The sequence below is a fragment of the Acinetobacter sp. AC1-2 genome, assembly GCF_016124155.1.
Lineage (GTDB): Bacteria > Pseudomonadota > Gammaproteobacteria > Pseudomonadales > Moraxellaceae > Acinetobacter > Acinetobacter calcoaceticus.
Genome location: NZ_JABFFO010000001.1, coordinates 190,961 through 215,981 on the forward strand (window position 1 = coordinate 190,961; position 25,021 = coordinate 215,981).

Below are 25,021 nucleotides of genomic sequence, written 5' to 3' on the forward strand. Positions count from 1 at the left end.
AAGCTCGCTTTATGCGAGCTTTTTTTCTGGTGTTAAACGAGGTAGCACACGGTCTTCACCCACCATGTACGGATGTGTGGCGAGACTCAACATATCTAGGTCTTCCGAGCTATTACCGTAAGCATAAATTTGATGATAATGCTGTAGCGTATATTGCTGATGTACTCTTAATTTCTTTTGTTCACTACTACAATCTGGGGTGGAGTAGTAACCTGTCACTATGCCGTTTTTAATTTGAGTTTCAGTACAAATTAATTCGATATCTAGTAACTTGCACAGTGGGGCAAGGTAGACATCAATTGAAGCCGAAACCAGTACGACCCGATCACCACGTAACTGGTGGTGTTGTAACTGTGCGAAAAGTTCAGGTGAGAGTGCAGAGACTAGCTCTTGTGCGTATTCTTCACCTAATCTTTGCAGTTCAATTGCGGAGGTATCTTTGAACATGCTGCGAAATAACTTGGCGCGCATCGCATGGGCTGGATAAAAGTTAAGATAGTAGGCTTGAATCCATGGCAGAATTTTCAAGCCTTGCTTAACAATGTGGCGCTTAGATAAAGCATAAAAGATGAACCCTGTAAAACTGTCTTTGCTACACAAGGTTCCATCAAAATCGAACAGGGCGAGACTCTTTATAGTCTTATTCGTTTCGCTCGTTGCATACATGATTCATATCGTCCGTTTACGCGGGTTGCATACCAGTTGGTATTATAGTCACGACTTAATTTTGGCCCAGAAATAACGACTTGCGGCATAATTGCATAGATAGGATCTTTACCTGTCTTCGCTTTATAAAGTTTAGTTAGGGCAATATAGGTTTGTGTACTTTCAAACTTTTTCTCTTTTTCTAATTTAAGATCATCACGAATTTGTCTTGGCGTAACTAATACATTATTTTTTGCAAATACGGTAATCAGTTCTTTTTCTGACTGGCTCTGAGTCGGGCGCGGATCACCATCTTTTGTGTAAAGAAGTAGATCACCATCAAGGCTTATTTCTGTATCTGTTAGGTCATTTAGCATGCTTTGAAAAGCAGCATTACGGCTAGAATACATGCCTGAGTTGTAGTCTGCAAATCGATAAATGGCTTTATCATAGTCTGCTGGATAAACCATTAAACGATGAATGCCATAATATAAACCGCCATATTCAGTATATAAGTCATCACGAAGTGCAGCGGTACTCATGCTTGAACGTTTATTGGCTTTTGCATAGTTAATATGGACTTGCATAGAACCCAAGGTCGTAATAGGGTTCATTTTCTCGCCAATATCTTGACCAACCAATTTGGCCGCACCTGTTAATGCACTGACATGGTAATGCTTAGCCATAAAATCAAAAATTTCTCGATAAAGTAAGTCGAGGTCTTTTTCGGTTTTAACTTTACGCATTTGGCTCATATAGTTGTTATCAGGAGAAGGCTGAGTTTTTAGCACTTCTTCAAAATAACCAGCAATTGTTCCACCAATGGTTTTGCCAAGCTTATCTTCAAATTTTTCATTTAAACGTGTACTAACTTCTTCAACTGCTTTTTGCCCTAATCCCGGCACTTGAGGGTTGGCTACAAAGTTAGATTCCTGATCAACTACTGCCACAATACTACAGACATTTGTCTTGGTTTTAGGAATATCCAAGTCTTTCATAATGTCGTCGATATCTTTAGCCCACGATTCACGGTCATGCACACGTGATGGAATTAGACGTTTAATCTGTTTGCTTTCTAGTTCAGGCTCATCATTGTTTGACCACCAAGCTTTATCACCACAAGCAGCTAAACTCATGCACACGGCGACCATACCGAATGATTTTAATAAAAAACGGGAAGACAACGGTTTGTTCATGGCGAGGAAAGCACCTGCATAAAAAGATGAGCCGATTAAGCGGATGAAGTATACTATGTTGATCATCAATTGTATGAATATATATGTATATTGGTCCCTATCAACTGTCAAATAATTTAATCGTTGCTCCTATGGCTGGGGTCACTGACCGCCCATTTAGAACGCTCTGTAAGTATTTTGGCGCAGGCCATGCAGTCAGTGAAATGATGACTGCCGATAAGACTTTGCAGATGAGCAAAAAAAGCCTCTACCGCGCAAATTTTGATGGGGAACTCGCACCGATTTCTGCACAAATTGCCGGTTCTGATCCTGAGCAGTTAGCTGAGGCTGCACGTCATCAAGTGGCAAATGGTGCCCAAATTGTTGATATTAATATGGGATGTCCTGCCAAAAAAGTATGTAATAAACTCGCAGGTTCGGCTTTATTACAAGATGAAGATTTGGTGGCACGAATTCTTGATACGGTGGTCGCTGCTGTTGATGTTCCTGTTACCTTAAAAACCCGATTGGGCTTTTTAAATGGTCAAGAAAATATTTTAAGGGTAGCAAAAAGAGCAGAAGAGGCGGGAATTGCTGCACTAGCCTTACATGGTCGTACACGTGAAGATATGTATTTAAATACAGCACGTTATGATTTGATAAAACATGTCAAAGAATTAATCAATATCCCACTTATTGCGAATGGGGATATTGATAGCCCTGAAAAAGCTAAATATGTACTCGATTACACTGGTGCTGACGCGATTATGATTGGTCGTGCTGCTCAAGGCCGACCATGGATTTTTCGTGAAATTGCTCATTATTTGAAAACTGGAGAGCATTTAGCGGCACCTAATATTGAAGAAGTGAAGCAGGTGTTATTGGGGCATTTATCAGAACTTTATCAATTTTATGGTGAATATTCTGGCTGCCGTATTGCCCGTAAACACATTGCTTGGTACACAAAAGGATTACGTTCAAGTAACGAATTCCGCCAAAATATGTATAAAGTTGAAAGTACTGCCGAGCAAGCAATAGTGGTTGAAAACTATTTTAATCAGTTATTGGCTCAAGGTGATTTGATGAGCGATGTCCAAGTCGAGCAAATTAATTTATTGCAAACTCATTAAATAAAAAGCCAGTATCTTCACTGGCTTTTTAAGGTCTTACTCATCTTCTAATATTTCTACTACTAACTGATTAATTAGATCAGCAGAATCTAGTTCTCTTATCTGCGATACATTACTACCTGCCCAAAAAGCACCATATCCATAGTCTTGATGTTTGCTTGCAATCGCATTTAACTGTTTCGCTAAATCATAGGCATATGGATATTCTGGTTGAGGTGGGCGATTTGGTAAATCAATTTGTGTATGCCAGTGGTTCAATAGACCACGGGCTGGACGACCGGAAAGACTCGCACTGATTTGTGTTACTGGTTCATTAAATAAAGCTTTACGATATTCAACAGATGCATTGGATGATCGACATTGAACAAAAGCGGTCCCCAGTTGAACAGCCGCAGCACCTAAGCTCAACATATGCCGCGCTTGTGCTCCATTCATAATCCCACCGGCGGCCACGACAGGCAACTTGCAGTGTTTTACAATAAGCTGTACTAAATCGCTAGTTTTAATTGCTGCATCAAAGGTTTTATTAAAGATTCCACGATGACCACCTGCTTCAATACCTTGAGCAATAATAATATCTATGCCAGCAGCTTCAATGGCTTGCGCTTCAACTAAATTCGTAGCAGAAACCATTGTTAAAATTCCTGCATTTTTTAAAGCCTGAATTTGATGAGAATAGGGAATGCCAAAATGGAAACTAACAGCTTTAGGTTTTGTTTCTAATACGATATTTAAAAAGTCATCATTATCAAGAAAACTTGGATAAATGCAGTTTAAATTTTGAGGAGGTTGCTCACCAAACTTTTCAAATTGAGGACGTAAATATTCAATCCATTGTGCTGAAGTTTGAGGATTAAGTTGCTCTGGTTGATGGCAGAAAAAATTAACCTGAAAAGATTTCTCTGTAAGTGTTTGGGTTTTTAAAATCTGTTCGCGCGCACTTTGTGCCGTGTTTGCTCCGAGTCCTAATGACCCAAGTCCACCTTGATTAGAAACTTCCGCGGCAAGTTCGGGGGTAGATACACCTGCCATGGGCGCAAGAAAAATTGGATGTTTAATTTCAAGTTGTTGTAACAGGGTCATTTTATTCACCTCATTTCTTTATGTTCACCATAACGTGGAATTTGAATCAAGAGCAAATAATATTGGCTATTTAGTTTTTAAATATTTAATTATTGAATGTTCATAAGTTCTATTTTTTTAAAGTGGAGTAACGTTAAATAATGAGCCAATCCAACTTGAAAAAGCCATTGCTAGAATACCCCACAATGTAATGCGTAAACTGCCTTTAAGTTTAGAAGTACCTGCAAAATAACTTGAAAGGGCGCCTAAGATAGCTAAAGCAATAATCCCTGTAACGAGAACACTTTGCATAATTAAATGTTCAGGAGTAAATAAGATTGCGAGCATCGGAAAAAAAGCGCCAAAAGAAAACGATGCGGCGGATGAAAGAGCGGCTTGAACTGGGTTTGCAGCCGTATTTTCATGAATACCTATTTCATCACGGGCATGCGCACCTAAAGCATCATGTGTTGTGAGCTGTATCGCAACTTCTTTTGCTAACTCACTTGAAAGCCCTCTAGAGATATAAATTTGAGTTAACTCATCTAATTCTTTCTGAGGATATTTTTTTAATTCTTTTTCTTCAATTGCTAAATCTGATTTTTCAATATCTTCTTGAGATTTAACGGAAATATATTCTCCGGCAGCCATTGAGGTTGCACCAGAAATTAATCCGGCAATACATGTAATTAATAGAGTGTGTGAGTTGGCTCCACTAGCTGCCATGCCCATAATTAAGCTAGTGACGGAAATAATTCCATCATTGGCCCCTAATACGGAAGCTCTTAACCAGCCTGAACGGTGAATAGCATGATGTTCTACATGATGTGGAAAAGCCATAATTTTTCCTTATAAATTCTTTATAGATGCTATGAAATTTTACAATTTATTGATCAAAAAATATGTCATTATTATAGAGAGTTTAGCGATAAGACAGAATAGATCAATAATAAAAACGGAGACTAAATTATTTATATAAAACATCGTTAACCTAAATTAACGATGTAACTCATTATTTTTAATTATGATATTTATTGACCATTTAAAAAAATTGACCCCTAATAACTCTAATTTACTGTAGAGGTGGAAATGAAAAATAGCAAAACAATAAAATCTCTAACCCGTTCCTTTATCGTTATCGGTTCGCTTTGTCCAACTTTAGGCTTCTTAACTATTGAAACTACATTTGCCCAAGAAATCGTTAATCAAGAATATAAACCTGGTAACCCGATTTATGATAAATGGGACCAATTTTATAAAATTGAGAAGACTCAACCTGAAAATGCGGAGAAGTTATTATTAGAACTCGGAGAGATGACACCACAAGATATTAAGGTATGGAAAAGTTTAACCTATTTACAGATTAGATTAGGTAAGCAAGAGGCTGCTTTACAAAGTCTAAGAAAAGCAGAGGCATTAGATCCAGCAGATGACACTTTAAAATTACAAGAAGCTTATCTGCTTAATTCTCAGAAAAATAATAAAGAAGCTTTGGTAGTTTTCAAAGAACTTACACAATCTAAAGATGCTGATATTGCCAATAAAGCCACACAAGCTGTAAAAAACCTGAGTGGAGGAGAGGTGAAAACTTATTTCCGCGATGTTTATTTTGCGCCTTCATATGAGTCACGTTATGACGATGTAATTTTCCCACTCAAAGCTCGTTATGGTAAGAACTTTGATAATGGTCGAGCACAAGTGTATGGCTTTTTAAACTTAAACCGTGACACTCAATCTCAAGGCGGGGTACGTCCTGAAATTATTGATGAAAATGCAGTGACGCTAGGAATAGGGGCTAATTATCAACCTTGGACTTCAATCCCTGTGCGTGTATATCTAGAAGTTGGCGGAAGTTACGATCTGATTGACCGTAATAGAGATAAATTTCGTGAAAGTGTAGTGGGTGGCGTTACGGGTTACCAAGAGTGGAATTCTCAAAATAATTGTAATAATTCACTTTGCTTTAATGATTATTTCACCGACTTGTATGGTAACGCGGCAACTTATTCTAGAGAAGATTATAACGTTATTGGGGATTTACGATTACGTACGGGGTTGAATGTCTATAAAGGCGAGAATGGAACTGTCCAAGCTTATGTGAAATTGCATGGCTTAGCCGATAGTAAGGATGAATATTACAATAATTTATTTGAATATGGCCCCGGTATTTCGTGGCAGCCTTTTAATTATCAACCTATAAAATTACGGATCGAACGGCTATATGGCAATTATTTTAAAGATGTGCCAATAGATACAAAAGATCATTACAACAATACTCGAGTAGAACTCGTCTTTTATAAGGATTTTTAAAATGAAGAAAATTTTTATATCTATTGTATTTGGAACCCGTCCTGAATTAATCAAACTTGCCCCTGTTATTTTATTGGCAAAAAAAGATTCGCGCTTTCAAGTTGAGGTTATTTTTACGGGGCAGCATGATGAGTTGGTAAGGGATGCAATAGATTTCTTTGGGGTTGAAATTGATCATCGTCTTAAAATTATGAATGCTGGACAAAGTCTTAATCAGTTATTAATACATGGTTTGAGTCAAATTGAACAGGTATATACAGATGGTCAGAAAAGAGATGCAATTGTTATTCAGGGCGATACAACGACTGTTTTAGCGGCAGGCTTAGTCGCGTTCTCTATGAAGATTCCAGTTGCACATGTCGAGGCTGGTTTACGTTCTTATGATTTAGACCATCCTTTTCCAGAAGAAGGAAACCGTCAGTTAGTTTCTCGTATTACAAAATGGCATTTTGCTCCTACTGAACAATCAAGACGGAACTTACTCAATGAACAAATATCGCCAGAACTCATTACTGTTACAGGCAATACGGTTGTAGATGCTGTGTATTTAGGACGTAAATTAATTTCTGAAAAATCGGGTTTGAAAAATCAGCTTGAACCTTATGGAATTCAATTAAAGCAAGATGACAAAGTTGTGCTTATTACGGCTCATCGCCGTGAAAACTTTGGTGAAGGAATTCAAAATATTTGTAATGCAGTTGAGCATTTAGCGAAGGGGCACCCTGACTTACATTTTATTTGGCCAGTTCATTTAAACCCTGCCGTACATGATGTAGTACATGATAAATTTAAAGACCATGCTCAAATCCATCTTGTTAAGCCGCTAGATTATCCAAGTTTATTGGCAGTTATAGACCGATCTACTTTTATTTTGACCGATTCGGGTGGCTTGCAAGAAGAGAGCCCATCATTTAATAAGCCCGTTTTAATCTTGCGAGACACCACAGAAAGACCTGAAGTTGTTGAAGTTGGAGCAGGTGTTTTGGTCGGGACCAGCCAACAAAGAATTATTGAAGAAGCTGAAAAGCTACTCACCGACCAACAGCACTATGAAAAAATGGCGCATGTAGAAAATCCATTTGGTGACGGGCAAGCAGCTCAACGTATTCTCGATCAAATTGCGCAATCTTATGAGTTAGCATAATTATGAGTTAAAGGTTTATTCTCACTTACGGAGGTATTCTTACCACCATAAGTGAGGCGATACCACAAGCTCACAATATTGACGCACCAGCGGTTCATATAGTGAGGACCATCAAAAATATAGACAGTTTTTCCTTCATATGCTTTCAGTTGAGAAATAATTTCCCAAGGATAGGCAGCTCTAAATTGTCCATTTTTTTTAACTCTAAAGGCTTCTAGCACTATAATTACTTTATCTTTTCCAAGCTTTTGTTCAAGTTGTTCTAAAATATGTTTGGCTTGCTGAGGGGATCTTACACCTACGCCAACCCCATCTTGGAAGAAAACACCGTTATGTTCCGGTAACCAGCTTTTAACCCATAAATCGTAATTTTCAGGTTCGCTTTCACCACTATAAATACTCACCCAAACTGGTACTGGAAGTTTAGTTAAAACCTGACCTAAAGCACTTACTCTTAACCATGTTGGATCTGCTTCCACGGGAAAATAATAACCTTTAGGCACCGTTTTTTGCTCTTTTATAATTTCTGCAGATTTTTCCCCTAACTCAGTTACATTTGCCCGAGCTTTAGGCTCATTATATTCACCAGCTAAGCCCAAGATTAGATTTTTAGCCCACGGCTCTTGTTTAATTTTTTCTAAATTAATTGCTTTTTCCCATTGAGGAAAGTTTGACTCTTTCCACCATGATTTAGACTCAACAACAGACCACTGGGGAACAAATGTGTTAACACCCAAATAGTGCCAGTTTCCCTCTGGTGGTGTCGTGTTATTGTCAGGTTGCCAAAAAATTCCTTCAATATGTGGGGCTTGTCCTTGATGTCTGAACAACCCCGCGCCAGCCATAACACTACATATAATTAAAATAATAAAAGCAGCTATTTTAATTGGTATCTGTTTTTTCATTATTTCGTCTTAACCAGTACCACAAGAAGATAATTATTATCATAATTGCAGAGATAATCACAACCAATAAGAAGAAAGAAGATTGTTGGACTAAAGGTGCTTTTTGATTTCCGACAATGAGTTTTTGTAAAACATAAATATTTCCATTTTCTGAAACCAACATTTTTGTCACGTTATTTGGAATTTTATGCTGTATTTTTTCCCAAAGATGCATAAAGCTTTGTGCGCCACCTTCTGAGTCGGTAATCACATCAAAACGGTTATTGTTATAACTCACAATAAAACCATTAACAGCAGCAGGTGCATAAATAATATCTTGATGCATTAATACCTGTTGTCGATAAATATCTTTATTCACACGAACATTTATTGATTGAGGTGCATTTGGTGAGAAACGTACAAGGTTTAGCGGAATAGGAGCGTCTGTTAACAACATTTTTTTAGCAACTTGGCCCAGAATAATAGCAATATTTAAAGCGCCAGATTGGTCATCAATGGCAATGGTCGGAGTAGTGGCCAGAGTCATAGAAATTGCAGCTACTCCATTTTTGAGTTTATGTGGGAGTTTTACTGTCGATTTGGCCGTATCAATCCATAGTGAACCATGAGCATTAGGTAAACACTGAGAATTGGCGATCACTGAGTTTTCAAGTTTTAGGCTGAAATTGGTTGTATTTGAAATCGCTTTTGCAAAAATATTGAATTGTCGATTTACCGGGTCTGAAGCAAGGTCAGCTGTTTTCATACTTCCTGCTAACCCACCATCAAGCCAGGCTGTAATATTTGAACCTTGTAATAAACCACTTTGAATACGAAGAGCGATCTGTCCTTGCAAAATATCAGTGGGTTGCCATACAGCTGGGAAATCAAGAAATAAGTTTTTTTCAGCATGGTTCAATCTGAAATCTTCAATACCTAAGTCTGCAAGTGTATTAATTTTCTTAAATTGGGCCCAAGCTGGGTTTGAAATAGTCGTTGGAAAAATCGCACTTCCTGTATTAAGTTGCTGCACATAAGAGGGATTAATTAATCCATTTATAGCAGCAGTGAGTTCTTGTGGTGTGTGATAAGTAATTGAAAGAGTCGGCACACCTTCTGCTGGTTTAGCAATTTGTACTAAGGCTCCACTTTTAAGCGGACTAGATGAATGAATCACTTCAATAATAAAATTTGTTTCAGGGTTTAAGTTGGTTTGACCTGAATCAACCCATTCAATTGGCGTTATTGAGGTCCATGAACTTGCTAATCTAGCCAGCATGGAAGCTTCTACAATCTCTTTACGGTTATATTTTAAAATACCAACAAATGGAGTAGGCCGTCTCGCTTGTGGATTAGCTAAAGCATCTGGTAAATCTTTTAAACGGTATTCATTACGAATAGGCGTAAAATCGAGTTGAGAATTACTTAAATAAGTTAAGTGATCAATATCTTCAGAACAAAAAGAATCCTTAGTTTGATTCAGAGTGGTGGGTTTCGCATATTGCTGAATAATAAAATCTAAACGATGAAAGCCACTCTGACTTGCTGGGATATCAAATTTGAATTGACCGTCCCCACTCAGCGTAGTGTTATAAATGAGTTTATCATCATATTTTACGAGTAAAGTTGTATCACTTTCAGTGGAATAATCACTTGAAAACTGAATGTTTTGCCACTGAGCACCTTTTCCAATATAGAAAAAATGGGGCTCGACCGTATATTTAGTGGAGGTACTAATATCGTCTAGTTCCCATGTGTTTGCATAACTAGAAGCCACAAACATGAAACTGGTGCTGGCAAGGAGTGCTTGAACCATTTTGTAGAAATTAGAAGAGTATTTCATTTTTTTTTCTCCTTGCTACGTTCCGTTTTGTACCATTGAAGGGAGTTGCCCTGTATTTTATTTTTAAGCATGTCATATGCCGCTTTAAATACAATAAATAGAAATATTTGTGAGTAAGTTACATAAGATAAAACAGAGTAAAAATAGAGTTCTGGTTTGGCCCTTTCTAAAGATAGGGTAAACCACATTTGTGCAACGTACAGGCAAAACGAGAGGCCCCACAATAATGTGAACGGACCAGGAACCGAAATACCTGCAATACCGAGTAACCCAAGGGCTAAAGTAATATGACTCCAGAGTAATGCGGGTACGAAAAGTACGTAGCACATAATGTTATTCAGAATTTCAATTCCGATAGGAAAAGGTGTTCTTAACGCTACAGGTAAATATTTACGAGTCACATAAAAATTACCTTGAGTCCAACGTGAGCGCTGTTTAATAAATACACTCAAAGATGGTGGATCTTGCTGCCAACCAATTGCGTAGGGTACCCATTTAATTCTTTTTTGGCCGATAAAAATCCTAAAACTCATTTCAGTGTCATCGACCAATGATTTCTCATCAAAACCACCTAAGGTTTCTAATGCATCACGCCAAATGACATAGTTGGTACCCATCAATGTGGATAGTTGGAAACGTTGCCAACGTCCGCCTTGAAAAATCCATTGGAAAAAGATGAACTCAATGGCAATAAAGCGAGTCAAAATACTATCTTGCCAATTACGGGTTCTTACTTTGCCATTTACAGCCACTAATTTTTTATCGGCAATTAGCGTTTGGGCTAAGAGACGGACACAATCAGGCTCAGGTGTACTATCTGCATCATAAACAACAATGAGTTCACCTTTGGCATGGGGTAAGCCATTATTAAGCGTTCTAGATTTACCTTTGCCTCCCATTCCTTTAGGAACATTGACAATTTTTATGCAAGGATAAATTTGCGCTAGATTTTCGGCAATTTCTAGGGTGTTATCTTTAGAACCGTCATTAATGAGCAAAACTTCATATGCTTCGGCTGGATAATCCTGTTGAGCGATTGCATGTAAAGTATCTTCAATCACTACGCCTTCATTATATGCAGGAATCAAAACACTCAAAACAGGCCATCTATCTGGCACAGGCAGGTTCTGCAACTCTTTTTCTGCTGTTTTTGAATATTTCCAAGCCTGATAACTTAACCAAGCCCAGAATGCTTGAGGAATCCAGATTCCTAAAAAACCAAATAGGAAGAGAATATCAATGGGAGCCATTTGATTTAACCCTCCTGATAATAGACGAGATCAGCAATAACAATAAAATCACCCCGATGACCAAGGAGATCCATGAAATATAGCTGCCGAAGGTACCAAGAAGGTCAGGATAGGTACTGGTTAAAATCAAATCGAGTGGAACTACGACTGTGCTTAAAGCAATAAAGATGTATCCAATAAAACTAGTTTTTACATGTTCGGGCGTACTTATGTAATTGATATGATTAAATCGCCATGATATTCCGAGTTGAGGGTATCGAATATTTGTGGTTGGTAAATCAGCAGGAGGATTAATAATAATTTCATAACCCGAAATATGGCCATCAAAACTTTTAGCCGAATAAAATAAATGCTGTTTTTGTCTGATCTCTCTAGAGGGCAGAGGAAGTTCCAGTGGATTAAACTGAACAATATAGCTGCCCGCAGTTTGTGAAATTAGGTTTTCATCCCAACCTGTAGAAACAAACGCAGCCATTGGTCGTAATCCAATTGCGGTTGAAAATGTCGCTTTTGCTGGAAAATATTTAGGTTGTTCTGGTTTGAAAAGTACAATGGGAATTGCACCTTGGGTGACAGCTTCTTTTAATAAGAAATAATGAGAAAAGCTAAAAACCTCATCTGGTAATATGATACCGGGCTTTATACCTGTATGAATAAGCCTTTGAAAACTATCCGAACTGATCTGGTCAATTGTAAAGACAGGCCACCATGTGTCCTGTGATGGGAAAAACATGGAAAGGTCATTAATACGCTGAACTTCGGTTTTTGTTTGTTCAGCTTTAATTTCACAATGATAATATTGACGATAGAACTGCTGCAAAGTGCCATCTGGATATTGGCTAGAAGCAATAATAATTCCACAAATATTAAGAAGATTAGACATTAAGTAATCTCCTCTTCAGGTGGAATCTGAATAACTTTATATTCGACTTCAAGCCGCAGAGTCATAATTTCTTTTAGCTTTTTAATAAATTCAGGTTCTTCTTCTGTTTTTTGTTTACGAATAACAATACTGTATATCGTTTCTAGATCATCATCTGCAAACTGGAAAACAATTTCTTGGGGATGATGCTGGCTCAAAATTTTAATCATTTCATTTTGAGTCGTTTTCCATACATCATCGCCTAACATTTCTTTAATTAAGCTTCGGTTGAGAATTCTAATTTCAAAGACTTCATAGTCTTGTATGTGATGATGATCAAGAAGTTTAAAGAAACTACGTTGAAAATACTTGAGTGCGCTAAGCGGGAAAATATCACGGCGATAATTTCGATCATAACTCTGTATATCACGATATTTTTGAACGTTAATTTCAATATTGTGGCGTACAGCACTAAGGAAAAGAGGAATTAGGGGAATAATAAAAAGTAAAAGGAGCTGACGCTCAATATGTGTTTGTGCCCCCAGGTCGAGTAAAAAATATACTGCAACGCCTACGAAAGCGAGTAAGCCAACAATTAAAGATGCGCCGACTTCTAAAAAAGCACCAGAAATTAAAAGAATAAGGATAAAAATCCAGCTTCCTCTAAAACTTACAGGTAGCCACTCATACGCCACCATTCCCATAAAGAGGTGAGCTGCGATAATCCATAAGACGAGTGTTCTTCCAGGGTTCTTTTGTTGCATGCGCTCTCTAGTCCCTTTTTGTAATGTTAATTTTTATACTTTTCTAATGAACTGTGATCTTTTTGAGGTTATTGTTGTGTTTATCCTTTTATAAATCCCTTTAAGATTATTTTTAGAGTAAAGTCACAATATAGTCAAATATTGTTATTATTTTTAATTAAAAATAAACAGATAAGACCTAATTCTTATCTAAATACTATTGAATGTTTCAATTGCTTTAATACGTGTTTCTTTTAAGTCAACAATTGGTTTTGGATAATTCAATTGAAGATTAATTTTAGTTGAGTAGGGTTCATGAATTATTTTATTGTCCAGATGAGCTAATTCATTCACCCATTGACGAATATAATCTCCATTTGGGTCAAATTTCTTAGATTGAGCAATAGGGTTAAAAATTCGGAAATACGGTACAGCATCAGTTCCAGTCGATGCACACCATTGCCAGCCACCATTATTCGCAGCTAAATCACCATCGATTAAATGTTCCATAAACCATTGTTCACCAACTCGCCAATCGATGAGTAGGTTTTTACACAAAAACATAGCGGTAATCATGCGGACACGATTATGCATCCATCCTGTTTTTTGTAGCTGGCGCATGCCCGCATCAATAATCGGTATGCCTGTTTGACCATTTTGCCATGCGACCAAATGCTCTTGATTATTTTCCCACTTAATATTTTGAGTATTTTTCTTAAAAGGATAGTGTTTAGAGACGTGCGGAAAATCAAATAAAATATGTTGATAAAATTCACGCCAAAGAAGCTCATCTAACCATGTTTGTTGGCCTTCATTTAATAGATGAAAGTTGCCATGTTCGTCTCGAAAAAGGGCTTGTAAACATTGACGAATAGATAAAATTCCAAGATTTAAATACGGAGAAAGTTGGCTAGTTCCTTTTACATTTGGAAAGTCACGTTCTAATTTATAAGTAGATAAATGATCCTCAATAAATAAATCGAGCTGCTCCAGAGCAAAATCTTCTCCAGTAGACCATAAGTCTTGTTGTTCTTTCGAAATTGATGAGTCAAACAAAGCTTTAATATCTTCTAGACCTAAACTTTTTATATTTGAAAAAGACTGCGGATAGGCATTTTGCTTTTCAGGAATTGGATAGCACTGGGGCAAACCACTTATATCTAGTTTTGAATAACAAGCTTTTTTGAATGCACTGAAAACTTGATACGGTTGCTGTGACTGATTGCGAATGGAACGTAAAGGGAAAATCGTACGATCATGAAATAAAAAAAGCTCTTTACTCTGCTGATTTAAAGCTTGTTGTACAGTTTTATCTCTTTTCAACTCATTCACACCTACTTCTATATTTGAGTAAACATTTTCGATATTGAGTTGCTGAACGAGTTTAGAAATATAGTCTGCAATATCTTTCCAGTAGGGAATGACTTGAATGATAAGTGGAATATTAAGCTGTTCTAATTCTTTTTTGAGTTGTTGAAGCTGGCGTAAATAGAAATTAATTTTTATAGGCGCATCGTGATGTATTTTCCATTGCTCAGGCGATAGAATAATTAACCCAATCGAAGGGCCTTGCTGGCAGGCATGCCATAACGCAGCATGATCCCGAACTCTCAAATCCTGACGAAACCAAATAAGCTGATTTACGTTTGACATGAAAGATACCCTTATAAAGTTGAGTGAGTTAGAGGTTTGTTATCCAGATATTATATAAAAATAAATACATAAAAAAAGCAAAGCCGAAGCTTTGCTCTTATCATCTTTAAAGATGAATTAGTGGTGATGACCACCAGCACCGTGTACGTGACCGTGATCTAATTCTTCTTCAGAAGCTTCACGGATTTCTACGATTTCAACTTCAAAAGTTAAATCTTGACCAGCAAGTGGGAAGTTAGCATCAACAACAATGTTGTCACCTTCAACCGCTTTAACAGTTACGATCTGTACGCCGTCATCTGTTTGCGCTTGGAATTGCATACCAGGTTGAATGTTCTCAACACCTTGGAACATTTGAGCTGGAACTTCTTGAACTAGGTCTGGGTTGTATTCGCCATAACCTTCAGCTGCTGGTACATTAACAGTAAATTTTTCACCAACAGTTTTACCTGTTAATGCATTTTCTAAACCAGGAATGATATTGCCTGCACCGTGCAAATAGGCAAGTGGTTCACCTTGAGATTGATCAAGTGTTTCACCCTCAGCGTTTGTTAATTTGTAGTGGAATGAAACCACGTGGTTATTTGCAATAGCAGTCATGTTTTTGATCCATTCAATCAATTAAAGCGTACATCATAAAGTGAAAAATAAATTTTGTAGACTACAAAATTTGAATCTTTAACACTTTTATATAATGCGTTTTTATCTAAATAGGGATGAACTTAAAAAATTCAACTCAATATAGTTTAATTTTTGGACGTACACGTCTTGTAAGTAAATCTTTCATTGTGAGTAGTCCAGCCTGTGTGTACCCGTGAATCGTTGCTTGATGTAAACGATATAAAGATACGTACATTGTTTTGGCAATATAACCTTGCACACTTACATCGCCAAGTAATTCTCCAACGGCTTTATTACGGCTTAAAGACACAAGCGAACCTTTGTCGTTAAAGCTAAACATGGGTTGTGATCGGCCATTAAGTCGAGCAGCCATAGCATCGACTAAAAAGCTCGCTTGTTGGCTTGCAACTTGAGCACGCGGGCCAAGTGGAGGGTATCTTGCATCAAGTTGGCAACGGGCGCAATCACCAAAAGCAAATACATTTGGGTCGGAATAGGTTTGTAATGTTGCGTAGACCATCAGGCGGTTAATATTATCGCGTTCAAAATCAGTAAAGCTTTCTAAAACTTTTGGTGCTTTTACACCAGCAGCCCAGACAGTAATATCACTTTTTAATTGATCACCATTACTAAAATAGATGGAATGCTCATCAATTTTTTCAACGCGATGTTTTGTTAAAACTTCAATGCCCATTTTTTTGAGCTGTTTTGCACTATGCTCAGCCGTTTTTTCACTTAGAGCAGGTAAAATGCGCTCAGAAGCCTCAATTAGGGTAATTTTAACTTGGTTGGGATGAATCTTTTTTAAACCATATCGATAAAAGTTTTTAGTAGTTTCAATTAACTCGGCAGCAAGTTCTACACCTGTTGCACCTGCACCCACGATTCCAATATTTAAAGTCCGCTGATTTGGCTGATTTTGAGCTTCAATATAAAGATGTAATAAATCTTGCTGAAAAATATCGGCTTGTTTTCTGCTATCGAGGAAATGACAGTTTTCACGTACGCCCGCTGTATTAAAGTCATTTGACACAGAACCAAGCGCTAAAATAAGCGTGTCATAACTCAGCTCTTGTAGATGAGTTTGTTGATCCTTAGAAACTTGAGGGGGAATTAACTCAATTATTTTTTTATCTTTATTAACTCCAACTAATGTTCCAAGCACAAATTCATAGTGATGCTTTTCTGCATGGGCAAAATAGTTAGTTTGTTCTTCGTGTGGATTTAAAGATCCGGCAGCAATTTCATGAAGTAAAGGTTTCCAGATATGCGTCAAGTTTTGGTCAATTAACGTAATCTTCGCTTTATGAGTTTTCCCAAAAGTTTCACCGAGTTGTGTCGCAAGCTCTAAGCCTCCAGCACCACCACCAACAATTACAATATGATGTAAATTTTGGGTCATTTTTATCACCTAATTATTTTTCTATAAAAAAAGATGGCTGAATTATGCCATCTTTTATTTATAAAATTTATTGTGCATCTGTGCACAATTTGATGTTTTTAGTGCGAATCTAAAGGGTAGAGTTTTGCAGCACTATGTTCACTCGATGAAAAAATAGAGAAGAGGCTAGAAAACCACATCATGATTCTTTGGAAAATATTGGCTTCTTCAATATGTACGTTATCTTCAATTTGAAGACTACGGATCAGCTGGTTGTTTTGATAAATAGATACTGTTGCCAAACTCATGACTTTCATTAATGGCGCAGTTAATTGTTTTTCATTTAGTTCAATGTTTACATGTGTTTGAGTCTTTTCGAGTGGCGCAATCACTTTTGGCTGTAAATTGCTATCAAGTACTTGAATGCGTTGAGTCACATTGTCAAAAGTATTTAAGTCAATTGGTGCTGGGTCTGCATATAGCGACGTTGTTACAATCGTCGGCTGCTTTGTTGCGACCTTAAACATTTTTAGAGTCGATTTTACAACAGGCAGTTCGGCAATTAATTTCTGCTCAGGAATAATGACTTCATCGCGTGTGTAAGCATAAGCAAGGTTCATTAACTTATCTGCAATCTCAGCTCGTTTTACCGCACTCGGTGTACCTAAAACAATGACCAATAAACGTCTTTGAGCTAAGTCAGATGAGAATGAAGGACGTGAAGCTGTTAAAGCCAAATTATAACCAGCAGCTTTAGTATAACCAGTTTTTAGACCGTCAACAGATGGGTCATATTTCAGTGCAAGGTTTGTTGCATGATGGAAGCGTTGGTTGTAGCTAAAGCTTGGCATTTTTGAATAATGTAAATATTCAGGAGTTTGTTTAATTAAAGCCTGACCTAATAAGCTTAAATCATGAGCCGTAGTGTAATGATCAGGCATCGTAATTCCGGGAGGATTACTAAAATGAGTATCTTTCATGCCCAAAGCTTGAGCTTCCTGATTCATACGTTGTACAAAGTGAGGCACATCACCAGAAATTTTTTCAGCTAAAGTCACTGCTGCATCATTCGCAGACATCACAATTAAACCTGCCAATAGCTGATCAACTGAAATTTGTTCACCAGCTTTAAGATACATTTGTGATTCATCCCACTGCACGACACTTACTACCGGTGTTGCAGTAATGATTTCTTCTTTTTTCAGCTTTCCAGCTTTAATCTCTTTTAAGGCAATATAAGCAACCATCATTTTGGTTAAAGATGCTGGTGCGCGCTGCACATGACTATTGTGCTCAGCAATAATTTGACCCGATTGAGTATCTACAATAGTCCATGCGGCGGCCTCAACACTTTCAGGTGCAATATTGAGTAACGCAGCATTGGTTAGGGTAGTGCAGAAAATACTGAAGAGGGTAAAAAGAGATAGAAAAAATTTCACGGATGACCTTAACTTTTACTGGCAAATACGGGACACAGATGCACAGCATGCTATGCCTTTTTTTAATTGAAGGCTAGTGGAAATTGTTGCCAAAAAATACATGTACGCAAGACGATACAAAAAAGTGATAATCTAATGTGAAGCCGTTCTTATTTTTAAATTGAAGAATTTATGTTGCATTATCAAATTGAGTTCGATGATTACAAACAACACCTTGTTCACGTGACAATTCGTTTTTTAGCCAATCCGAATCAGGAACTTTGGCTACCAACGTGGATTCCGGGTAGTTATCTAATTCGAGAGTTCTCAAAACATATTGAATCCGTTAAAGCTTATGATGAAGCTGGACGTATGCTGGACATTAAAAAAACGAGCAAGAATCGCTGGCGTTTATTTAATACAGATCACGAATTAATGACGATTGAATATGATGTCTATGCATATGATTTGTCTGTACGTGGCGCATACGTAGACCAGACGCGTCTATATATTAATCCGGCGTGTGTATGTTTGGCTTTAGATGGACAGGAACAGTCTGCTTGTGAAGTCGAAGTTTTCTTGCCAGATGAGTTAAAGCATTTTCAGTTAGCAACCGGCTTAGCTTCAAAAAGTTTAGTCAAAGGGCGCTTTACTTTAAAAGCCGATGATTATGATCAATTGATTGATAGCCCGTTTGAACTGGCTGATCAAACGCGCTTTGGCTTCGAAACACATGGCATTGAACATGAGTTTGTAATTTCTGGTCCACATAATGCCAATATTGATCGCTTAAAAACCGATATTGAAAAGATTTGTGCAGCTGAAATAAATATGTTTGGTTCAGCGCCATTTAAAAACTATACCTTTATGACGATGGCAACAGGGAATAGTTATGGTGGATTAGAACATTGCAATAGTACAAGTCTGATTACACCACGCGACGATTTACCAAAATCGAATGAACCAAGTGAACCTTCTAAAGATTATCAACGCTTTTTAGGCTTATGTAGTCATGAATATTTTCATTCATGGTTAGTAAAGTTTATCCGTCCTGAAAACTTTGCAAATTATAATTTGCACCAAGAAGGCTACACATCTTTACTTTGGATATTTGAAGGCTTTACTTCATATTATGATGACCTGATTTTATTGCGTAGTGGCGTCATTTCTCAGAAGTCTTATCTTGATTTACTCAAAGCACAAATTGATCGCTATTTGCAAAACCCAGGTCGTTTTGTTCAAACAGTTGCCGAATCAAGTTTTGATGCTTGGATCAAATTTTATCGTCAAGATGAAAACTCAAATAATGCAGGTACCAGTTATTACAATAAAGGTGCTTTGGTTGCACTGTGCCTAGATTTAGGTTTACGCCTACGTGGTTCTAGTCTTGATGCTTTAATGCGTCGGTTATATGAAAATACTCAAAATGGTATGCAAGTAAATGAGCGAACCATTTTTGATTTATGTAAAGAACTGACGGGTGATAACTGGATTGAACAGATTAATCATTTGATTAACACGACTGATGAATTACCACTTGATCAGTTGCTTCCTGAATTTGGCTTAAGCTATAGAGTTAAAACTGACAAATCTTTGCCATTAGGCTTGAAACTTGTCGATAAGCCAGAAGGCGTACTCGTGCAAAGTGCTCGCCGTGAAAGCGCTGGAGCAAAAGCAGGTATTTCTGCCAATGATGTGGTTATTGCAATTGATGGTTTAAAAGCATCTACTAAGCTTATCGAGAAGTATGCAAAACAGGGTGGTACTTATACTGTATTTGCTTTCCGTCGTGATGAGTTAATATCTTTTGCAGTCGATTGCGCTACATCTGATTTAACAGAAGTTGAACTTGTCGTTGAAGATCAAGCTAAAACTGAAAAATGGTTAAAAGCATAGATTAAAGCTAAATAGTTTATAAAAAACCGATGTTTTGCACATCGGTTTTTACTTTTAAGTACGTCCAAATGGTGAAATCTGTTTTACCTTTGAGTTTATTTTGAATGAAAAGTATAATAATTGTCAGAACACTGAAAGATATCTCATGTAATTTAATGATGTTTAATGCCTGAAAAGTGATCGGAATGTGTATATTACAATGACTTAGATATTAGAAAATTATCTATATATTTTAATTATGTATTATTTCGCTACGAAATGTCGTTATCACTGGATATTTCGTTGACTGAAAGGCAATGAGAGTCGATACTCTCAGGGTTTTATTTAAGCATATCGGTTCGTAGGCACTGGGCCAAAAGCTCGGTCCTCAACACTCAATCAAACGGAAGGGGCTATATATGGCTGGTGAAAAGTCAACTATTATTTACACACTGACTGACGAGGCGCCACTATTGGCGACCTATTCGCTACTGCCGATCATTGAGACCTTTACTAAGCCAGCTGGCATCGAGATTATTAAAAGTGACATCTCTGTAGCTGCACGTGTGCTCGCAGAATTCGCTGAATACCTAAGTGAAGAGCAAAAGGTAACTGACAACCTTGCAGAGCTAGGTCGTCTTACACAAGATCCAGATACTAATATTATCAAACTCCCGAATATCAGTGCGTCTGTTGCGCAATTAACTGCATGTATCAAAGAGCTTCAATCAAAAGGTTATGCAATTCCTGATTATCCGGAAAATCCTACAAACGAAGAAGAAAAATCAATCAAAGCTCGTTATGGTAAGTGCCTTGGTTCAGCAGTAAACCCTGTCCTCCGTGAAGGTAACTCTGACCGTCGTGCTCCAGCAGCAGTTAAAAATTACGCAAAAAAACACCCTCATTCAATGAGCGAGTGGAAACAGTGGTCACAAACTCATGTTTCACATATGGAAGAAGGTGACTTCTACCATGGTGAAAAATCAATGACACTTGATCGCGCACGTAATGTGAAAATGGAACTTATCACGAACAGTGGTAAGAGCATTGTTCTTAAGCCAAAAGTTGCGCTACAAGACGGCGAGATCATTGATTCAATGTTCATGAGCAAGAAAGCACTTTGTGATTTCTATGAAAAAGAACTTGATGACTGTAAAGAAGCGGGTATTTTGTTCTCTTTACACGTAAAAGCGACAATGATGAAAGTTTCACACCCGATCGTTTTTGGTCACTGTGTGAAAATCTATTACAAAGAAGCTTTCGAAAAACACGGTAAGTTATTTGACGAATTAGGTATTAACGTCAATAACGGTATGGCTGGGTTATACGAGAAAATCGAAACGCTTCCAACGTCATTACGTGAAGAAATCATTGAAGATTTACATGCTTGTCAAGAACACCGTCCTGCACTTGCTATGGTTGACTCGGCAAAAGGCATCACAAACTTCCACTCACCAAACGACATCATCGTTGATGCTTCTATGCCTGCAATGATCCGTGCTGGTGGTAAAATGTGGGGTGCTGATGGTAAGCAATATGATGCTAAAGCTGTTATGCCAGAATCAACATTTGCCCGTATTTACCAAGAAATGATCAACTTCTGTAAGTGGCATGGTAACTTCGATCCGAAGACTATGGGTACTGTACCGAACGTTGGCTTGATGGCTCAAAAAGCTGAAGAATACGGTTCTCACGACAAGACTTTTGAAATTTCGGAAGCTGGTATTGCAAACATTACCGATCTTGACACTGGTGAAGTGTTATTGACTCAAAATGTTGAAGAAGGTGATATCTGGCGTATGTGTCAGGTTAAAGATGCTCCGATTCGTGACTGGGTAAAACTTGCAGTAACTCGTGCGCGTAACTCAGGCATGCCTGCGATCTTCTGGCTTGACCCATACCGTCCACACGAAAATGAATTGATCAAGAAAGTACAAAAGTATTTAAAAGATCATGATACGAATGGCTTGGATATTGAGATCATGTCTCAAGTTCGTGCAATGCGTTACACACTTGAGCGTGTAGTACGTGGTCTAGATACTATTTCTGTGACTGGTAACATCTTACGTGACTACTTAACTGACTTGTTCCCAATTATGGAACTTGGTACTTCTGCGAAAATGTTGTCTATCGTTCCGCTTATGGCGGGCGGTGGTATGTACGAGACGGGTGCGGGTGGTTCAGCGCCAAAACACGTACAGCAACTTGTTGAAGAAAACCACTTGCGTTGGGATTCGCTTGGTGAGTTCCTTGCTTTAGCAGCTTCTTTAGAAGAAATGGGTATTAAAGAAAATAATGCTCGTGCTAAGTTACTTGCGAAGACGCTTGATGAAGCAACTGACAAGTTACTTGATAATGATAAGTCTCCATCGCGCCGTACGGGTGAGATTGATAACCGTGGTAGCCATTTCTACTTGTCACTTTACTGGGCTGAAGCACTTGCTGCACAGGACGAAGATGCTGAGTTAAAAGCTAAATTTGCTTCACTGGCAAAAACTTTAGCTCAAGAAGAACCGAAGATTGTTGCTGAACTTGCTCAAGTACAAGGTAAACCAGCTGACATCGGTGGTTACTATGCAATTGATAAAGCAAAAGTAGATGCAGTAATGCGTCCAAGTGCTACATTCAATGCAGTTCTTGCAACTGTTAATGCTTAATTCGTTAGTAAATAGCTTAAGGGCCGGTGCATATGCACCGGCTTTTTTATTTTTAGAAAAATAAAAGGCATTAAAAAAGCCCACCTAGGTGAGCTTTGAAAATTTACATCTTATCGATCATTACGGCCACGACCACGTGGTGCTTTAGCATTTGGACGAGTTGTACCATTGGTTTTACGACGTGGTTTTTCACCTTCATCCATCTGCCAAATACGTTTTGTACCAGACTTCTTCGTAGAACCGTCTTTATTCTTGCGAACCATTGGTTTGCCGCCTGTACCACCTGGTTTTTTCACATATGAACGTGAACGATAAGGTTCTTCAGCTGGAACATCTTTAAAGTCAGGGTAAAGCAAAGGCTCAATTTCTTTAACATCACCAGGTTTTAAACCGAGTTGAACTAAATCAATTGAACCAATTTTAGTACGAATTAAACGTAAAGTTGGAAAACCTACCGCAGAAGTCATACGACGAACCTGACGGTTACGGCCTTCGCAAATTGAAATTTCGATCCAAGATGTTGGAATATTTGCACGAAAACGTACAGGCGGGTTACGTTCCCATAACCATTCAGGTTCACTGACTTTAATGGCTGTCGCAGGAAGCGTCATACCATCGTTAAGTTCTACACCTTTACGAAGCTGCTCAAGCGCTTCTTCAGTTACATCGCCATCAACTTGAACTAAATACGTTTTGTATTTTTTATTTGCAGGGTTAGTAATGAACTGATTCAAACCACCATGATCAGTTAAAAAAACTAAACCCTCAGAGTCCATATCAAGACGGCCTGCCAAACGCAAAGTCGGGTCATCAACAAAGTCAGAGACGGTCATATGCGCTTCGTCTTTACGAAACTGGGAGAGAACGTCATATGGTTTGTTGAGAATGACAATTTTCATAAAAAATGACTTCTTCTTTCAAATAACTAGAGAAAACATTGAGGTTTATTTAAGTGAGAAATCTTATTATTTCTCATATAAATCCCAAAAATGATTAATTTCAATTAAGCTATTATGCGTTAAGAAGAGTTGAAAGTATTGTGTATCGATAATTATTTTTAGTTAATTAAGTATTATAAAAGGGAGAATTCACATAATGGGTTATCAGAAGATCGTGGTTCCTGCAGATGGCGACAAAATTAAAGTAAATGCAGACCTGTCACTGAATGTACCAAATCATCCAATTATTCCTTTCATTGAGGGTGATGGTATTGGTGTGGATATTACACCAACCATGAAAGCAGTCGTAGATGCTGCTATTTTAAAAGCTTACGGTGGCAAGCGCTCAATCGAATGGATGGAAGTGTATTGCGGTGAAAAAGCCAATAAAATTTATGGCAGCTATATGCCAGAAGAAACTTTTGAAGCACTTCGTGAGTTCGTTGTCTCAATCAAAGGTCCTTTAACGACACCAGTGGGTGGCGGTATTCGATCATTAAATGTTGCCTTACGCCAAGAATTAGATTTATATGTTTGCGTACGTCCAGTGCGTTGGTTTGAAGGCGTACCTTCACCAGTTCAACACCCAGAATTAACAGACATGGTCATCTTCCGTGAGAATTCGGAAGATATCTATGCAGGGATTGAATGGAAAGCCGATTCTGAAGAGGCTAAGAAAGTCATTAGATTCCTTCAAGAAGAAATGGGTGTGACAAAAATCCGTTTCCCAGAAGGCTGTGGTATTGGAATTAAACCTGTATCGAAAGAAGGTTCACAGCGTTTAGTACGCAAAGCCATTCAGTTTGCAATCGAAAATGATAAACCTTCGGTGACGCTTGTTCACAAGGGTAATATCATGAAATACACCGAAGGGGCGTTCAAAGAGTGGGGCTATGAGCTGGCTCTAGATCGTTTTGGTGGAGAACTGATTGATGGCGGCCCATGGGTTAAAATTAAAAACCCAAGAACTGGTAAAGACATCATCATTAAAGATGTGATTGCAGATGCGTTTTTACAACAAATTTTAATGCGTCCAGCTGATTACTCTGTTATTGCAACGCTTAATTTAAATGGTGACTATATTTCCGATGCGCTCGCAGCAGAAGTAGGCGGCATTGGTATTGCACCGGGTGCAAATATTGGTGGTGCAATTGCAGTTTATGAAGCAACTCACGGCACTGCGCCTAAATATGCTGGTCAAGATAAAGTAAACCCAGGTTCTATCATTTTGTCTGCAGAAATGATGCTACGTGATATGGGCTGGACAGAAGCTGCTGATCTGATCATTAAAGGAATTTCAGGAGCGATTGCCGCTAAAACCGTAACTTACGATTTTGAGCGTTTAATGCCGGGTGCAACCTTGTTACGTTGTTCTGAATTTGGTGATGCGATTATTAAGCACATGGGAGAGTAATCTTCTATAAAAAAGC

At 38.0% G+C, this 25,021-nt stretch carries 20 protein-coding genes; 6 read left to right on the top strand and 14 right to left on the bottom strand.

Features of this window, described 5'->3' with window-relative positions; genetic code table 11:
* Positions 1–9 precede the first annotated feature (9 nt).
* Both HL290_RS00875 and HL290_RS00880 read right to left on the bottom strand, forming a co-directional pair.
* Positions 10–666, bottom strand: coding sequence for an HAD-IB family hydrolase (locus tag HL290_RS00875; RefSeq protein WP_005038925.1), 657 nt, complete (start codon positions 664–666; stop codon positions 10–12).
* The gene (locus tag HL290_RS00880) at positions 633–1,841 is read right to left on the bottom strand and encodes a DUF1615 domain-containing protein (protein WP_198495331.1); all 1,209 of its coding nucleotides are present in this window, start codon (positions 1,839–1,841) and stop codon (positions 633–635) included. The genes HL290_RS00875 and HL290_RS00880 overlap by 34 nt, the downstream gene beginning before the upstream one ends.
* An 83-nt stretch (positions 1,842–1,924) precedes the next feature.
* On the opposite strand from HL290_RS00880, the gene dusB reads away from it, so the two are divergent.
* Positions 1,925–2,950 (top strand): tRNA dihydrouridine synthase DusB, encoded by a 1,026-nt coding sequence (dusB, locus tag HL290_RS00885; protein ID WP_017387890.1) that lies wholly within the window; start codon positions 1,925–1,927, stop codon positions 2,948–2,950.
* A 36-nt stretch (positions 2,951–2,986) separates the two neighbouring features.
* Here the strand turns inward: dusB and HL290_RS00890 are convergent, their stop codons facing one another.
* Positions 2,987–4,033 (bottom strand): NAD(P)H-dependent flavin oxidoreductase, encoded by a 1,047-nt coding sequence (locus HL290_RS00890; protein WP_198495332.1) that lies wholly within the window; start codon positions 4,031–4,033, stop codon positions 2,987–2,989.
* A 117-nt stretch (positions 4,034–4,150) separates the two neighbouring features.
* The gene (locus HL290_RS00895; RefSeq protein ID WP_133747112.1) at positions 4,151–4,852 is read right to left on the bottom strand and encodes a VIT family protein; all 702 of its coding nucleotides are present in this window, start codon (positions 4,850–4,852) and stop codon (positions 4,151–4,153) included.
* Between the two features lie 249 nt (positions 4,853–5,101).
* Here HL290_RS00895 and HL290_RS00900 point away from each other — a divergent pair, with 249 nt between their 5' ends.
* Together HL290_RS00900 and wecB are read left to right on the top strand one after the other, a co-directional pair.
* On the top strand, positions 5,102–6,322 hold the full coding sequence (locus HL290_RS00900) for a tetratricopeptide repeat protein (RefSeq protein WP_198495333.1): 1,221 nt from the start codon (positions 5,102–5,104) through the stop codon (positions 6,320–6,322).
* A 1-nt stretch (position 6,323) separates the two neighbouring features.
* On the top strand, positions 6,324–7,466 hold the full coding sequence (gene wecB / locus HL290_RS00905) for a non-hydrolyzing UDP-N-acetylglucosamine 2-epimerase (protein WP_198495334.1): 1,143 nt from the start codon (positions 6,324–6,326) through the stop codon (positions 7,464–7,466).
* Here the strand turns inward: wecB and HL290_RS00910 are convergent.
* From HL290_RS00910 to HL290_RS00950, 9 genes are all read right to left on the bottom strand, one after another.
* The gene (locus HL290_RS00910; protein ID WP_198495335.1) at positions 7,451–8,371 is read right to left on the bottom strand and encodes a hypothetical protein; all 921 of its coding nucleotides are present in this window, start codon (positions 8,369–8,371) and stop codon (positions 7,451–7,453) included. The two genes, wecB and HL290_RS00910, sit on opposite strands and share 16 nt — an antisense overlap.
* The gene (locus tag HL290_RS00915) at positions 8,349–10,193 is read right to left on the bottom strand and encodes a hypothetical protein (RefSeq protein WP_198495336.1); all 1,845 of its coding nucleotides are present in this window, start codon (positions 10,191–10,193) and stop codon (positions 8,349–8,351) included. Before HL290_RS00915 ends, HL290_RS00910 begins: the two co-directional genes overlap by 23 nt.
* Complete coding sequence (locus tag HL290_RS00920) at positions 10,190–11,443, bottom strand: glycosyltransferase family 2 protein (RefSeq protein ID WP_198495337.1); 1,254 nt, start codon at positions 11,441–11,443, stop codon at positions 10,190–10,192. Before HL290_RS00920 ends, HL290_RS00915 begins: the two co-directional genes overlap by 4 nt.
* Positions 11,430–12,326, bottom strand: coding sequence for a hypothetical protein (locus HL290_RS00925; RefSeq protein ID WP_198495338.1), 897 nt, complete (start codon positions 12,324–12,326; stop codon positions 11,430–11,432). Before HL290_RS00925 ends, HL290_RS00920 begins: the two co-directional genes overlap by 14 nt.
* The gene (locus HL290_RS00930) at positions 12,326–13,069 is read right to left on the bottom strand and encodes a hypothetical protein (RefSeq protein ID WP_151744638.1); all 744 of its coding nucleotides are present in this window, start codon (positions 13,067–13,069) and stop codon (positions 12,326–12,328) included. Before HL290_RS00930 ends, HL290_RS00925 begins: the two co-directional genes overlap by 1 nt.
* A gap of 189 nt (positions 13,070–13,258) precedes the next feature.
* Positions 13,259–14,701 (bottom strand): cryptochrome/photolyase family protein, encoded by a 1,443-nt coding sequence (locus HL290_RS00935; RefSeq protein WP_198495339.1) that lies wholly within the window; start codon positions 14,699–14,701, stop codon positions 13,259–13,261.
* Positions 14,702–14,818: 117 nt separating this feature from the next.
* Positions 14,819–15,301, bottom strand: a complete 483-nt coding sequence (locus tag HL290_RS00940; protein WP_003650377.1) for an FKBP-type peptidyl-prolyl cis-trans isomerase — start codon at positions 15,299–15,301, stop codon at positions 14,819–14,821.
* A 136-nt stretch (positions 15,302–15,437) separates the two neighbouring features.
* The gene (locus tag HL290_RS00945) at positions 15,438–16,724 is read right to left on the bottom strand and encodes an NAD(P)/FAD-dependent oxidoreductase (RefSeq protein WP_198495340.1); all 1,287 of its coding nucleotides are present in this window, start codon (positions 16,722–16,724) and stop codon (positions 15,438–15,440) included.
* A gap of 98 nt (positions 16,725–16,822) precedes the next feature.
* Entirely contained in the window at positions 16,823–18,142 is a 1,320-nt protein-coding gene (locus HL290_RS00950) for a D-alanyl-D-alanine carboxypeptidase PBP6B (RefSeq protein WP_045429688.1), read from the bottom strand.
* 171 nt (positions 18,143–18,313) lie between these two features.
* Between HL290_RS00950 and HL290_RS00955 the strand changes: the two genes are divergently transcribed.
* Both HL290_RS00955 and HL290_RS00960 read left to right on the top strand, forming a co-directional pair.
* A complete protein-coding gene (locus HL290_RS00955; protein WP_198495341.1) occupies positions 18,314–20,017 on the top strand; it encodes a M61 family metallopeptidase in 1,704 nt (567 codons plus the stop codon).
* Between the two features lie 398 nt (positions 20,018–20,415).
* A complete protein-coding gene (locus HL290_RS00960) occupies positions 20,416–22,653 on the top strand; it encodes an NADP-dependent isocitrate dehydrogenase (RefSeq protein ID WP_004643621.1) in 2,238 nt (745 codons plus the stop codon).
* 110 nt (positions 22,654–22,763) lie between these two features.
* Here HL290_RS00960 and HL290_RS00965 read toward each other — a convergent pair whose 3' ends face one another.
* Positions 22,764–23,552 (bottom strand): rRNA large subunit pseudouridine synthase E, encoded by a 789-nt coding sequence (locus tag HL290_RS00965; protein WP_003650388.1) that lies wholly within the window; start codon positions 23,550–23,552, stop codon positions 22,764–22,766.
* A gap of 196 nt (positions 23,553–23,748) precedes the next feature.
* Between HL290_RS00965 and icd the strand changes: the two genes are divergently transcribed.
* Positions 23,749–25,005 (top strand): NADP-dependent isocitrate dehydrogenase, encoded by a 1,257-nt coding sequence (gene icd, locus HL290_RS00970; RefSeq protein WP_003650391.1) that lies wholly within the window; start codon positions 23,749–23,751, stop codon positions 25,003–25,005.
* The last annotated feature ends 16 nt before the right edge of the window (positions 25,006–25,021 follow it).

Bases quoted from the DNA above. Each gene is read 5' to 3' on its own strand.
- HL290_RS00895 (WP_133747112.1), bottom strand. From the start codon at position 4,852: ATGGCTTTTCCACATCATGTAGAACATCATGCTATTCACCGTTCAGGC.
- HL290_RS00945 (WP_198495340.1), bottom strand. From the start codon at position 16,724: ATGACCCAAAATTTACATCATATTGTAATTGTTGGTGGTGGTGCTGGA.
- HL290_RS00900 (WP_198495333.1), top strand. From the start codon at position 5,102: ATGAAAAATAGCAAAACAATAAAATCTCTAACCCGTTCCTTTATCGTT.
- HL290_RS00915 (WP_198495336.1), bottom strand. From the start codon at position 10,193: ATGAAATACTCTTCTAATTTCTACAAAATGGTTCAAGCACTCCTTGCC.
- HL290_RS00960 (WP_004643621.1), top strand. From the start codon at position 20,416: ATGGCTGGTGAAAAGTCAACTATTATTTACACACTGACTGACGAGGCG.
- HL290_RS00920 (WP_198495337.1), bottom strand. From the start codon at position 11,443: ATGGCTCCCATTGATATTCTCTTCCTATTTGGTTTTTTAGGAATCTGG.
- HL290_RS00955 (WP_198495341.1), top strand. From the start codon at position 18,314: ATGTTGCATTATCAAATTGAGTTCGATGATTACAAACAACACCTTGTT.
- HL290_RS00925 (WP_198495338.1), bottom strand. From the start codon at position 12,326: ATGTCTAATCTTCTTAATATTTGTGGAATTATTATTGCTTCTAGCCAA.
- dusB (WP_017387890.1), top strand. From the start codon at position 1,925: ATGTATATTGGTCCCTATCAACTGTCAAATAATTTAATCGTTGCTCCT.
- icd (WP_003650391.1), top strand. From the start codon at position 23,749: ATGGGTTATCAGAAGATCGTGGTTCCTGCAGATGGCGACAAAATTAAA.
- HL290_RS00890 (WP_198495332.1), bottom strand. From the start codon at position 4,033: ATGACCCTGTTACAACAACTTGAAATTAAACATCCAATTTTTCTTGCG.
- HL290_RS00935 (WP_198495339.1), bottom strand. From the start codon at position 14,701: ATGTCAAACGTAAATCAGCTTATTTGGTTTCGTCAGGATTTGAGAGTT.
- HL290_RS00940 (WP_003650377.1), bottom strand. From the start codon at position 15,301: ATGACTGCTATTGCAAATAACCACGTGGTTTCATTCCACTACAAATTA.
- HL290_RS00930 (WP_151744638.1), bottom strand. From the start codon at position 13,069: ATGCAACAAAAGAACCCTGGAAGAACACTCGTCTTATGGATTATCGCA.
- HL290_RS00880 (WP_198495331.1), bottom strand. From the start codon at position 1,841: ATGAACAAACCGTTGTCTTCCCGTTTTTTATTAAAATCATTCGGTATG.
- HL290_RS00910 (WP_198495335.1), bottom strand. From the start codon at position 8,371: ATGAAAAAACAGATACCAATTAAAATAGCTGCTTTTATTATTTTAATT.
- HL290_RS00875 (WP_005038925.1), bottom strand. From the start codon at position 666: ATGTATGCAACGAGCGAAACGAATAAGACTATAAAGAGTCTCGCCCTG.
- HL290_RS00965 (WP_003650388.1), bottom strand. From the start codon at position 23,552: ATGAAAATTGTCATTCTCAACAAACCATATGACGTTCTCTCCCAGTTT.
- wecB (WP_198495334.1), top strand. From the start codon at position 6,324: ATGAAGAAAATTTTTATATCTATTGTATTTGGAACCCGTCCTGAATTA.